The organism is Bacteroides faecalis (assembly GCF_003865075.1).
In the GTDB taxonomy this organism is placed as follows: domain Bacteria; phylum Bacteroidota; class Bacteroidia; order Bacteroidales; family Bacteroidaceae; genus Bacteroides; species Bacteroides faecalis.
This window is the reverse complement of record NZ_BHWB01000005.1, coordinates 65,262-77,098: the sequence shown is the minus strand read 5'-3', so window position 1 is coordinate 77,098 and position 11,837 is coordinate 65,262. Positions and strand designations below refer to the sequence as shown.

Annotated in this window: 13 protein-coding genes; 6 read left to right on the top strand and 7 right to left on the bottom strand. The window is 50.4% G+C overall.

All coding sequences use genetic code 11. The features are described 5' to 3' along the window. Window positions 1-3: 3 nt before the first annotated feature. The 4 genes from EJF25_RS10240 (at window position 4) to EJF25_RS10225 (ending at window position 4,346) form a co-directional block, all read left to right on the top strand. Window positions 4-1,560, top strand: a complete 1,557-nt coding sequence (locus tag EJF25_RS10240) for a glucosaminidase domain-containing protein (RefSeq protein ID WP_005816260.1) — start codon at window positions 4-6, stop codon at window positions 1,558-1,560. Next, entirely contained in the window at window positions 1,557-1,739 is a 183-nt protein-coding gene (locus EJF25_RS10235) for a hypothetical protein (RefSeq protein WP_005816263.1), read from the top strand. Before EJF25_RS10240 ends, EJF25_RS10235 begins: the two co-directional genes overlap by 4 nt. Before the next feature lie 72 nt (window positions 1,740-1,811). Continuing rightward, window positions 1,812-2,417 carry a hypothetical protein gene (locus EJF25_RS10230; RefSeq protein ID WP_005816265.1) on the top strand — a complete coding sequence of 202 codons (606 nt, stop codon included), beginning with the start codon at window positions 1,812-1,814 and terminating at the stop codon, window positions 2,415-2,417. A 6-nt stretch (window positions 2,418-2,423) separates the two neighbouring features. Continuing rightward, window positions 2,424-4,346, top strand: a complete 1,923-nt coding sequence (locus EJF25_RS10225) for a zincin-like metallopeptidase domain-containing protein (protein WP_005816267.1) — start codon at window positions 2,424-2,426, stop codon at window positions 4,344-4,346. A 106-nt stretch (window positions 4,347-4,452) separates the two neighbouring features. Here EJF25_RS10225 and EJF25_RS10220 read toward each other — a convergent pair whose 3' ends face one another. Together EJF25_RS10220 and EJF25_RS10215 are read right to left on the bottom strand one after the other, a co-directional pair. Next, window positions 4,453-4,818, bottom strand: coding sequence for a DUF2958 domain-containing protein (locus tag EJF25_RS10220; RefSeq protein WP_005816269.1), 366 nt, complete (start codon window positions 4,816-4,818; stop codon window positions 4,453-4,455). A 2-nt stretch (window positions 4,819-4,820) separates the two neighbouring features. Continuing rightward, window positions 4,821-5,114 carry a hypothetical protein gene (locus tag EJF25_RS10215; RefSeq protein ID WP_005816271.1) on the bottom strand — a complete coding sequence of 98 codons (294 nt, stop codon included), beginning with the start codon at window positions 5,112-5,114 and terminating at the stop codon, window positions 4,821-4,823. Window positions 5,115-5,508: 394 nt separating this feature from the next. On the opposite strand from EJF25_RS10215, the gene EJF25_RS10210 reads away from it, so the two are divergent. Beyond that, window positions 5,509-6,771 (top strand): ATP-binding protein, encoded by a 1,263-nt coding sequence (locus EJF25_RS10210; protein ID WP_005816273.1) that lies wholly within the window; start codon window positions 5,509-5,511, stop codon window positions 6,769-6,771. 140 nt (window positions 6,772-6,911) lie between these two features. Here the strand turns inward: EJF25_RS10210 and EJF25_RS10205 are convergent, their stop codons facing one another. The 3 genes from EJF25_RS10205 to EJF25_RS25620 all read right to left on the bottom strand — a co-directional run bounded on the left by EJF25_RS10205 (window position 6,912) and on the right by EJF25_RS25620 (window position 10,587). Continuing rightward, a complete protein-coding gene (locus EJF25_RS10205; protein ID WP_005816276.1) occupies window positions 6,912-8,318 on the bottom strand; it encodes an OmpA family protein in 1,407 nt (468 codons plus the stop codon). Window positions 8,319-8,372: 54 nt separating this feature from the next. After that, a complete protein-coding gene (gene mobV, locus EJF25_RS10200) occupies window positions 8,373-9,824 on the bottom strand; it encodes a MobV family relaxase (RefSeq protein ID WP_005816278.1) in 1,452 nt (483 codons plus the stop codon). A 208-nt stretch (window positions 9,825-10,032) separates the two neighbouring features. Continuing rightward, entirely contained in the window at window positions 10,033-10,587 is a 555-nt protein-coding gene (locus EJF25_RS25620) for a hypothetical protein (protein ID WP_229102525.1), read from the bottom strand. 15 nt (window positions 10,588-10,602) lie between these two features. On the opposite strand from EJF25_RS25620, the gene EJF25_RS25615 reads away from it, so the two are divergent. Beyond that, the gene (locus EJF25_RS25615; RefSeq protein WP_229127720.1) at window positions 10,603-11,013 is read left to right on the top strand and encodes a hypothetical protein; all 411 of its coding nucleotides are present in this window, start codon (window positions 10,603-10,605) and stop codon (window positions 11,011-11,013) included. Here the strand turns inward: EJF25_RS25615 and EJF25_RS10190 are convergent. Both EJF25_RS10190 and EJF25_RS25610 read right to left on the bottom strand, forming a co-directional pair. Further along, entirely contained in the window at window positions 10,997-11,491 is a 495-nt protein-coding gene (locus EJF25_RS10190) for a hypothetical protein (protein ID WP_005816282.1), read from the bottom strand. The two genes, EJF25_RS25615 and EJF25_RS10190, sit on opposite strands and share 17 nt — an antisense overlap. Further along, on the bottom strand, window positions 11,481-11,684 hold the full coding sequence (locus EJF25_RS25610) for a hypothetical protein (RefSeq protein ID WP_235016776.1): 204 nt from the start codon (window positions 11,682-11,684) through the stop codon (window positions 11,481-11,483). Before EJF25_RS25610 ends, EJF25_RS10190 begins: the two co-directional genes overlap by 11 nt. Between the last annotated feature and the right edge of the window lie 153 nt (window positions 11,685-11,837).

Genomic DNA, 11,837 nt, shown 5'->3' with positions numbered 1-11,837 from the left:
CTTATGGGAAAGAACGCAGCGTATGCCGCACAATATGCGGAGGAAGCCAAAGAACAGATGCGGATGTATGGGATTCCTGCCTCCGTCATCTTGGCGCAAGCCATACTGGAGAGCAGCAACGGACAGAGCCAACTGTCGCGCGAATGCAACAACCACTTTGGCATCAAGGCTACGGCATCGTGGTTGAAGAATGGCGGAGAGTATGGAGTCTATACGGATGATAGGCCCAACGAGAAATTCTGTAAGTACAAAAGCGTGGGTGACAGTTATGAGCATCACTCGCAGTTCCTGAAGCAGAACAAGCGTTATGCGCAGTGCTTCACGCTGTCGCCTGACGACTACAAGGGATGGACGAAGGGCATTGAGCGTGCCGGCTATGCCACGGGCGGCGGTTATGCTGCAAGTCTGCAGCGCATCATTGAAGCCAACGGACTGGACAAGTATGACAGTGAGGTGATGGCTGAGATGCGGGCAGAAGGTCGGTCGTTCGGGGTGGAGAATAATCCTCGTAGAGAAATGCCTGCTGCCCATGTACCGCAGTCTGCCGGGTATTCCTTTCCTGTGGAGCGAGAGGAGTTTCTCTTCATCACCTCGCCTTTCGGCAATCGCCAGGATCCGATGGATGCCACCAAGCAGCAGATGCACAAGGGCATTGACATCAAGACGAACCATGAGGCGGTGTTGGCCACGGAGAACGGCGGCAAGGTGGTGGCGGTGAACCATAATGCGAACACGGCAGGAGGGAAATCCGTCACCGTGGAATACAGCCGTGAGGATGGCAGCAAGGTGCAATGCTCCTACCTGCATCTGTCTGACATAGCAGTAAAGGTAGGTGACGTGGTTAATGCCAGTCAGAAGTTGGGGGTGTCGGGAAATACCGGCACCAGAACCACTGGCGAGCATCTGCATTTCGGAGTGAAGAGTGTATCGGCTGACGGCTCAAAAAGGGATATGGATCCAGCCGCTTATCTGGCAGAAATCGGACAGAAAGGCAACATCAAGCTACAGGCCCTGCATAACGGCAATGACCTGTTGGCAAAATACAAGAGCAATGCGCCACAGGAGCAGAAGGTTTCGTCGGAGGACTGGATGAAGAAAATCCTTTCCTCGGAGGACAGCGGCGTGGGCATTTCGGGAACGAATGACCCTATACTCGACATGGCGATGACCACCTTCATGTCGCTGATGATGTTGGCAGCGCAGATTGACAGCAATGATGAGGAACGACAAAAAGGACTTATCTCTGCCATGGCAGCCAACCGGCTCGTAGATTTGACCTCGCTTGTTCCAGGCATGAGGCAATGCACCATTACTGTGGGTGAGAACGGCAAGACTGTGCTTCATGCAGAGAGCGGTACGGTGAAGATTGACCGTGAACTGACCTCCTCGGAGATGAACCGCCTGTCGCTCATTTTGGGCAATGCCAATCTGTCGGAAGAAAGCAAACGGACGAAGATTGCGGGAATGGTGACAGGCATCGTGGCGACACAGCAGGCTTCGCAGAACTTCGAGCAAGGGATGGAGGCTGAGAGTCAACAACAAAATCTGCAAAGGAAATGAAAAGGATAGCAAGTCATCTGTGTACATTGCTGGTGGGTATGGTAGCTGTGGCAGGACACTTCATGCTTACCCAATGGCTTTTCGGTCAGACCGTGGCCATCATCTATCTCGGCTTCCAACTTATCATAGCAGCGTGGATAGTCTATGAACTGATACGTGCGCTAGTATATGATGATTGAAAAGAGATTATTGTCATTGCTAAGACATTTCACTTGGACGATGGATATGTATAATTCAAATAGTATCGAGCAATGATCAAATGTAATGTAACAGTGTGCGGAACGGTCAGCAAGGCTGCGACCTGCCGCACGAACAAGGAGGGCAAGGCATTCGTGAGCTTTGCCATGAACGTAGTCATTCCAGCGAAGAGCGGGATTAACAAGACCATCGAGGTGTCGGTCATCAAAGATGGGACACTGACGGAGGTGGGCAGCTGCAACATCGGCGAACGCATTGAGGTAGCCGGTGTATTGGTACCAAGAAAATGGGGCGATGTCCTTTATTTCAACCTGTCGGCAAGCAGCATCAGCCACCAGCCTGACGAGGCAGAGGACTGCATCAAGGGCGTGATGGAGTTCCGCGGCAAGGTGGGCAAGAGCATTGAGGACAAGACGGACAAGAATGGTGTGCCGTACTGCCAGTTCTCCGCTTTCAGCGCAGAGAAAGTACAGGACGGATTTGAATACATCTGGGTAAGTTTCTTCCTATTCGATGGCAAATGCGAGGCATGGCTGCAACCAGGCGTGAAAGCGAACATCAAAGGGGCATTGTCTGTCAGTGTCTTCAATGACAAACTGGACTTCTCCTGCCGAGTGTCTGAAATGAGCGAATATGTTCCGCAGCCCTATAATGGTTAATTGACTATGGGAAAGCCTTATGCTAAGGAAGGTCCGAGTGCCGAAGACAAGGCACTCGACCTGTTTGCCGATATGATGATTGAGCGTATTCAGTCGCTGTCGGGCAAAGACGGATGGAAAAAGCCCTGGTTTACTGAAGGTGCGTTGCAATGGCCGAAAAACCTGAACGGACGAGAATATAATGGCATGAACGCTATGATGTTGCTCCTGCATTGCGAGAAGGAGGGTTACAAGATTCCTCGCTTCTGTACCTTCGACCGCATACAGCAGTTTAACAAAACTGGCAAGAAAGACGAGGAACAGAAGCCCCGTGTGTCAGTACTGAAAGGTGAGCATTCTTTCCCCGTGATGCTCACCACGTTTACGGTGGTCAATAAGGAAACAAAGGAACACATCAAGTGGGAGGACTACAAACTGCTCTCTCAGGAAGAGCGCGAAAAGTACAATGTATATCCAAAGCTTCAGACTTACCATGTCTTCAATGTGGCGCAGACCAACCTGAAGGAGGTCAGACCAGAGTTTTGGGAGAAACTGGAACAGGAATACTCGATGCCCAAGGTAGAGAAGGACGAGCAGTTTGCCTTTGAACCCGTGGATAGGATGATAGCGGACAACCGTTGGATATGTCCCATCAAACCGATGTTCGGTGATTCCGCCTATTTCTCCATCAGCAAGAATGAGATTGTGATGCCTGAGAAAAGGCAGTTCAAGGATGGGGAGTCTTTCTACTCGAACCTTTTCCACGAGATGGGACACTCCACGGGTGCGGAGGGACAGTTAGACCGCATCAAGCCCGCTACCTTCGGCTCGGCAGAGTATGCACGCGAGGAACTGGTGGCAGAACTGACGGCTGCGCTGACCGCTCAGCGGTATGGCATGACAAAGCATCTGAAAGGAGATTCGGCTGCCTATTTGAAGTCTTGGCTGGATTCGCTGAAGGAGTCGCCGCAGTTCATCAAGACCACGCTACTCGATGTGAAAAAAGCTACCTCAATGCTCACGCAGCATATCGACAAGATTGCTATGGAGATAGACCAGGAGAAAAAGGCTGAGCAGGAAAACGGGCAAGGGAAAAGTTATCTATCCATAGATGACGGCGACCATGCAGTCTTGGCATATAATGGTTCTGCTGTATATATCCAGCATCATGAGAAGGAGGACTCTGTAAAGATTGCTGTGCCGACGAGTAACGGTCTGGAAGTGAAACTCTCTGTTCCTTACGACCACGGCAAAGACCTTGACACCAATTATCAGGAGGCTTTTGCCCAGTACAAAAGCCTGACAGAGCCTTCACAATCGAAAGAAAACGTCTATTATGCCTCCATCGCCTATCTCCAATCAACGGATGACACATCGGAACTGGATAAGCTAAAGGAGAAAGGTGACTATCAAGGACTGCTGACGCTTGCCAAGGAATACTATGACGGGAACGGCATGGACGAGGAGCAGACCTACAGGAAGCCGTGCCAGAACAGAGGCGATGACCTGCTAATAGAGGACAAGGACTTTGCAGTGGTCTATAACGGGAGTGTCGGCGGTACGTATGAGGTGTTCCTGAAGCATACGGAGCAAGAAGTGCGTGACCATATCACTCGCTATGGCATAGGACGTGCCAGTGAGGACGTGAAGGCTGTGGCGAGGGAGATGACCGCCGAAGAGTTTTCGGAATTGGCGCAGCGAAAAATGCCGATATTCCAAATGCCGAATGGTGGTTTGCTGAACCTGCAATATAACAAGGATAAGGATAGCCTGGATGTGGGGACTGTGACCAATGCAGGACTCTCTGTGAAGCATACCTTCCCTTTCAGCCACAACCATTCTATGGACGCAAACATCAGCTCTGCGTATGAGCAACTGCTTGACATGGAGGAGTACCAGAAGGAAGAGGTACAAGAGGAGCACGTTGCCAAGTCCGCTTTCCGAAGATGAGAGTAGTATCGTAGTATATACTAATCGTAGGCTTTACTACTCATAGTAGGTACTAACAATAGTCAGCCGCAAGGAGTAATGTCCCTGCGGCTGATTTAATTTGGGGTCATTCCATATTATGAAGGAATGCTTGTAAATCCTCGTCTGGAATGCTCTTCAGTTTCACCGGCTTGAAGCCGTCCAACTGCTCCACTTGAAATATCTCGTCCACTCCATATTTGGAGCCATCCACCTTTACGCTCTCCATTTCATTGACGGAGGTATAGCCATACTCCGTTTCATGCAGACCGCATACGATGGTGAACAACGTGGTGTCGTTACCTTCCGGCTGTCCTTCAAGTACGAACCAACGGACGTGTCCGATGAAGAATATTGCCACACAAACGGCATCCTTGCCTTTGCCGTCCTGTGAATACAGAGGATAGGATTTCAGTATCTCCTCCAATACGGGTGTAATCAATCTGCTTGCCATAGTCAATCGTTGTTAAGTGTTCTGTAATACATTCTGTTCTCTACAAGGTGTTCGATGGCCTCTGCTGCCAATCGGCACACCCACTCGTCACGCTGGTCATAACGACCTTTTTGATAGTCGTTGGCAAGGCGTTCCAAGAAGGCAAACACCACCTTGCCCTTTTCGTTGATAAGATAGCGATGGTCATCTGCAAGGGCATTGCCTACCTTGGCGGCTGACCCCATCTGACCGTTTACGAACCGTGAGAAGCACTCGACAAATGCCTGCTCGTTTTCTGATAATCTGTGTAATTCCATACGCAAAGAAATTATTTGTTCAACTTGTTTTTCTTCCCTCCTTTTGAAGCCTTTCGGCTCCTCTTGTCGGGAACTGATTTTTCGTGCATCAAAAGACTGCGGAATGAGGGCGATAAGGCAAGAAAACAGACGGAGGAGTTAATGAAATACCCAAATCTTTGATTTGCGGAAAGCTGTCGTTCAGTCCTCTGCCTGTTAGCATGGCGGTACTTGACCATTCGCCCGGGCAGTAACTTTGCAAAGAAAAATGGGCATCGGCAAGTGGAATAGACACTACAAAACAGGAAAATCATTGATTTTTAGTGCATTTTTCTTTATTTCTTTCTTTGATTTAGGATAAAATATATAACTTTGCCTCCGAAAAAGTGTCACAAGTGACAGTTTTTCGTAAAATATGATAGTAAACAGATATAGATACATAGAACAGTTGAGCCGTTCAAAGAACAACGGGCTCATAAAGATAATCACAGGATTGCGACGTTCAGGCAAGTCGTTCCTTCTGAAGAAACTCTTTCATCAGCATCTATTGGATGAGGGCGTGAGAGAAGACCATATTCTCGTCATCGACATGGAGAGTAGGAAGAACAGAGAGTTCAAGAACCCGGACTACCTGTTGGACTGGGTGGAAAAGATGATGATTGACTATGAGACTTATTATATCATCATCGACGAGGTGCAGGAGGTGGAAGACTTTGTAGAGGTGCTCTCTTCCTTGTCAGTTACCGAAGGGGCGGATGTGTATGTCACAGGCTCCAACTCGCGTTTCCTGTCCTCTGACCTGGTGACGGAATTCCGAGGCAGAGGTGACGAGATACATGTGTGGCCACTATCCTTCAAGGAGTTCATGACGGTGTATGATGGTTCGAAAGAAGACGGTTGGGCTGAATACAGACTGTACGGAGGTTTGCCGCAACTACTTACACAGGTTGGGGATGAGAAGAAGGCTGATTTCCTGCGTCGCCTTTATCGCACGGTATATCTACGTGACATCTACGAGCGGAACAACATAGAACTGAGACCTGAATTTGAAGAATTGTCGAAGACCGTAGCATCCAGTATAGGAGCACCTGTCAATGCACTGAATATAGCCAATACGTTCAAGTCCGTAAGCAATGTGCAGAGCATAACCGACAAGACAGTGTCGGCTTATCTGGAATATATGCAGGATGCTTTCCTTATCGAAAAATCCGAAAGGTTCGACATCAAAGGACGGAAATACATAGGTTCGTTGTCCAAGTATTATTACCAGGACGTAGGTCTGAGGAATGCTATTCTGTCGTTCCGTCAGAGCGAGCCGACACATATCATGGAGAACGTCATCTACAATGAGATGCGTATGCGAGGATGGCTCGTGGATGTGGGTAACGTCTATCATCGAGTGAGGAATACGGAAGGAAAGCAGCAGAGGGTGACATTGGAAGTGGATTTTGTCTGCAACAAAGGGAGCGAGCGGATCTACATCCAGTCGGCGTGGCGTATGCCCGATGCAGAAAAGATGGAACAGGAGAAACGGTCGTTGCGTCTTGTAGATGACTCTTTCCGCAAACTGCTGATCGTGGGAGAACATACCAAGCAGTGGAGCGACGAAAACGGCATACAGATAATGAGTATATATGACTTCCTGCTTGACTGGTCAAGTACTGAGAAACACGGATAAAAAAAAGATATGCGCATAGAATATGCGTTAATACATATATGATTAAGGGAGGGCCTATCCATCACGGACAAGCCCTCCCTTTCTAAAATTTATCAATGAAAAAAAAGTTTTAGTGCTCTTGTTCGGAGCTGTATGTCTGGCTATAGATACAGCAGGATTCTGGTATGGCGGTTCGCCTCATTGGGCGAGTAATCGTCAATGCCGCCATCGAAAATCTGAGAGATGGTGCCATTTTCCATACCACGTTTCATCAGTTCCTCTGCAATGAATCTGGCACGGGAACGGCTGAGGTTATCATTGATGGCTTCACTGCCTGTGGCACTGTCGGCAGCGCCGATGACCTTAACTTTCAAGCCATATTTCTTGGCGATGCGTGCTACTTCGTCGAGATTGACGAGCTGTGACCTGTTGAGCAACCTGTCAGTGCCAAGTTCAAAGAAGAAATAGATGGGCGCACCTATGCAAGCCTTTCCTGAGTGGATGAGCGATAGGTAATCGTCTTCCGGCTCACCTTCAGCATTGCCATATTCTTCTGTACAAGAGGCGGACTCCATGACCTTTGTCTTTTGACCATTACCATACTTGTCTCTCATTCTTGCACGCAGCGAGTTGAGACCGCTGTAGTCGTTTCGAGGATAGCCATTTGTGACGGAAGAAGCGGCATCGTCAGAAAAGAGGTGGCCGTACTTGTCCAGAAGTCCCTCGATGGCAAGAATCTTGCGCAGCTGCTCCAGAGTCTGACAATCTCGATCGTGCTGGGCGTGATAGCGGCTGTTGCTGTCAGAAAGGGATGAGGCGTATGCCGAAAGCCATTCGTTCTGTGCGATGTACGGGCGAGCGTCTATCACTCGCTTCCAGCCAGTCTTGCCGATGCGGACAGAGAGGCCGAGGGATGCGGACAGCAGATGGTCGCCAAGGCGGTGTGCCTTGCCATAGCCGTCAAAATCCTGCATGGTGGTCATGTTGCCTATCTCTGCCGTAACAGCAATGCGTGGGGAGAGATGATACTGCCCCTGTATGCCGTAGGAAATGGCAAAGGGCTTGTGGGCATTCACCTTGTTGTGCAGCATACCCACGCCCACGTATGGAATGACACTCCATCTGGCAAGAGTGTGTACATCGTCCTTGTAGAGGTTGCCGAGGACATTCCACATGAAATCAGCACGCAGGTACTGGTAGTCCTGCGAGGAGTTGTTGCAGTCGTTGAACTGCATACCGCCATAGTTCAGACGACCGCCGACGGAAGGTGTGAACCATTTGCCGATCGACACGGAGAATGCCGGTTTCATGCGACCGAATAGGTCGTTGCATCCGAGCGGTTTGCCGAGGAAGACCGTAGTTCCTCCTGCCGCTTGGACAAACCAGTTGTCCGTCCATGGCGAAGCTACCAATGCCCCTTTCATGTAGGAAGGTTTAAGCGGACGAAGCATACCGTCTGCCGAAAGTCTGCATACAACGGTGGTGGTGTCCGCCGTGCGGTGATAGTCTTTGGCTTGCGCACCCAATGAAAGGGCGAAGCCAAGGGATAGAATAAGTATTTTTCTCATGTTGTTCAATTTAATCTGGTGAATACTATAACAGGTGATACGTGACAGTGCCGCTTATCGTTTCTTCCTTTTGCCGGAAGAGGGGCGCATCATGCGTGCAGCTTTCATCATGCAACGGCGTGCCCAAGCGCGTTCATCCTCGTCATCGTCACGTCCCCATTTGAGGTCGGACGAACTGCCGCCACCGCCATGACCTTCGGCAAAGGTGGTGGCATCATCGACGTAGCCGAGGAATAGAAGCGTGGCACAGTACATCACCTCCGTTCCATTCTCCGCAAAGGCCTGAAGCAGGGAACCGTCAAACACGTCCTTGCCCTCATTGGAAAGCCGTGCCACACGTTCGGAGAACTCGCTGACCATGTTTTCGAGAAGGGCATTTCTGAGAACGGTGTCCGCACCTTGTCGGATAGTATCGGAATATCTGTGTGCCTCCTGCCGCAACTCCTCCGTGCGCTCCTTCATGGCGGTCATCTCCTCACGCAGGGCATCGAGCTTGCGGTCAGCCTCTGAGAGCTTCTCCTGCTTGTCGTCCAGTTTCGACTGGATAGCGGACAGTTCCTGCTCCAGCTCTTGGACTTGCTGACGGAGAGCATCAGGATTGTCGTGACCTGCAAGAATCTGCCGATGCAATTCAGCAAGTGCCGCCTCCTTCTCAGCCTTCTCCTGCAAGAGGTTGTTGACCATTGAGGTGAGTCCTTTTACTCTCCGCTCTGCCAGACGGATGTCCGATTGGAGCGAGGCGAGTGTCCGCTGATGGGTGGCGACGGACTGCTCAATGGTGGTGCACTGTTCTGACAGCTGGCGGCGGTATTCTTCGGTGGTGCGGTGGCGTGCTCCCGTCTCTGAGACGGAAGTTCCGCGCTCCATGCCCCAACGCTTGTTGACATCGGCAAATTCGCTGTGCAGGGCTTTCATCCTGGCAGAAAACTCGTACTTGTCCTTTCCGGCGAATATCTGTTTGTATGCAAACTTGCCGTCCTTGATTGGCAAGAGGGTGCAGTGAACGTGCGGATTGGTTTCGTCCAAGTGTAAGATGAAAGCGACGATGTTCTCCTCACCGTATTTGTCCGCAACAAAGCGGTAAACATCCTTTGCCCATTCCTCAATGTCCTTGCATCGGGTTAGATGCGAATTGTCCGCTCCGTGAGTGAGATTCACCTTCTGGTCACCGAATGCCAATTCTGTCATACGTTCTCGTGAGCCTCCGAAGATGAAATTGACCACTGTGCGGAAGCGTGGCTCTGCCAGTCCCTCGTTGGGGTCTTTGATTCCACGGCTCCGCAGGATGTCTGCCATGCGCTCCGGGATGCTTCGGCTCTTGTCTATAGGACAAACCTTGCCGCCCCGAACCTCGAAGTTGAGCCGCTCACGGCTGCGGTCGTAGTTGCCTGTTGATTCAGCGGATCCCCAACCCTTTTCCGTCCAACGGCGTTGGTGCTCGTTGCTCTGTGCTGTGGTGATTCCCTTAGATGGTCGGAAATCCATAACCTGTTTTGGTGTTGCCATAACCTATTTCCTTTTATGTGTGTACAACTCTCCTGTCTCCAGCTTGCTGCTTGTAAGGACAGCCTCCCGATGGTCGGAGACCAAGAGGGGTATTAGGCTACCCAAATTCCCTCATTTCCGACCAACGGGCAAGCCCGATTATTTTACAGCAATGGCAGACGTGTAAACACTGTGCCAGTAGAAAAGAAGAAGCGTTGTACGGTGATTATTAGAGGTTAATACAGCCTTTTGATGGACAGGAGCCCTCTTGGTTGGCTACAATGGCAAGGAACGGTCGGCAGAGTGACTGAAACTGTGACTTGATGGCTGCGCTTTCCTGATGCAAGGCTGGTGAGCTGCCATCCAATGCCAATTCTGATATTGCCTTTGCCGCCTCGATGAATGAGAGCCAGTCTCCTCCCAGGTCTTTGTAAAAGAAGGGAAGAAGGGAGGTAACGAGGGCGTTATCTGTTTCCTGCGAAAGCACCTGATGGAAGGTGGCTTCGCAGACAGCTGTGAGTGCAGTCATACAAAAGGCGTGTCCTACAGATTCGGGAATGTTTCTTCCGCATGGCACCTTGCCAATTGAATTGCCATTGTCGGCTTTCTGCAAGATAATGGCTACTTCCTCTGTTGCATCTTCGTAGAGTTGTTCACATTCCGAGGCGCAAGCCGATGCGGACATCTTGCCGCTTCGCCATTCGTCCAATGCGGTACACATCTTCTGGCGGAACACATCCAAGGCTGCGTCAATCGGAGAAACGGCAGGTGTCTCAGCCAACATCGGGATGGTGATGATTTGGCTCTTCGTGAGACGGGTGACGGAAATCTGGTTCATCTTCTCCAACTGCTCGATGAAGGTGCGGACAGTGGCGCGGTGCCAATGCCAGCATCCTGCCAGTTCGGTAATGGTGATTACAAACTGCCCGTTGGACAGGCTGAACTCCTGCTTGCACAGATCCTTGGGGATGTACTGTACAGAAGCCTTGTCTACAAGGTCAAGGTAGGCTTCGAGCTTCGACAGCCTTATCCCGGACCTCTCTTTCAAGAACTCCAACAGGGACATCCGTTCAGACATCTTGCCGGAACTCGTTCTATGTTTCTGTTTCTTCATTTCAATAATCTGTTTGGTGAATACTGTTGTTTGTCGCCAGCTCCATTATACAAAAGGAACGGCATGATACAGGTGATACTTAATAGTAGTATATGATGAGCATTTCTGTGTCTTCGAGGAGCATCTTGCGGTCAGCCTTGTTCTTCCACAGCGATATGACTATGCGCGAGGGATAGAACAGTGATGCCAGAAGGACAAAGGAGATGGTGACAGCAAGCGTGAACAGATGAGGAGTGAAGACAAACACCACTGCCGCCAACGCGGCGATGCAGAAGGGTGTCCGCTCCTCGTGCAGACGCTGTAGCCACCTCTCCACATCCATAAAGACAAAGAATATGGCAAACGCTATGGTGGAAGCCACTACGCCTATGTCGTTATAGTGTACACAGAGGTAGAGGAAGTGGAACACGTACAGCAGGATGAGCAGCATCAACCGGTAGAGCTTCCTTGCTGTCACAAGCGCGGTCATGCGCAGATAGAACCGTGTCATAAACTGTCTGCGGCTTCTGTGCAGAATCATCGTCACAAAGAAGAACGCTGACATCAGGATGAGAAACAGTATCTTACTTGTCATAATATGTATAGCATGTGAATAATGGAAGTGGACTCAGGTCGGGCTGGACGACACCGTGTGTGGCAGTGGATATGATACGCTCCACATCCTCCAGTGTCAGTTCTCCCTTGATTATTCTCTGACGGAAAGCTCCGTCGGTTGTCCGAAGGCTCTTGATAGCCTGTTCCAAGTCGTACTCGGCTATCTGCCACACTTGCCCTCTCGTGTAGGGGAAATGATGGTGGATGGCCTTGACCACAAGCACACGGCTGAGGATGTCGGTCATTCTGCCGTTCCTGACTATCGTGTGGTTGCGGACAGTGGCGATGCTCTCAATCTCCAGCCATGTGCGGTGACGGTCGAGAAG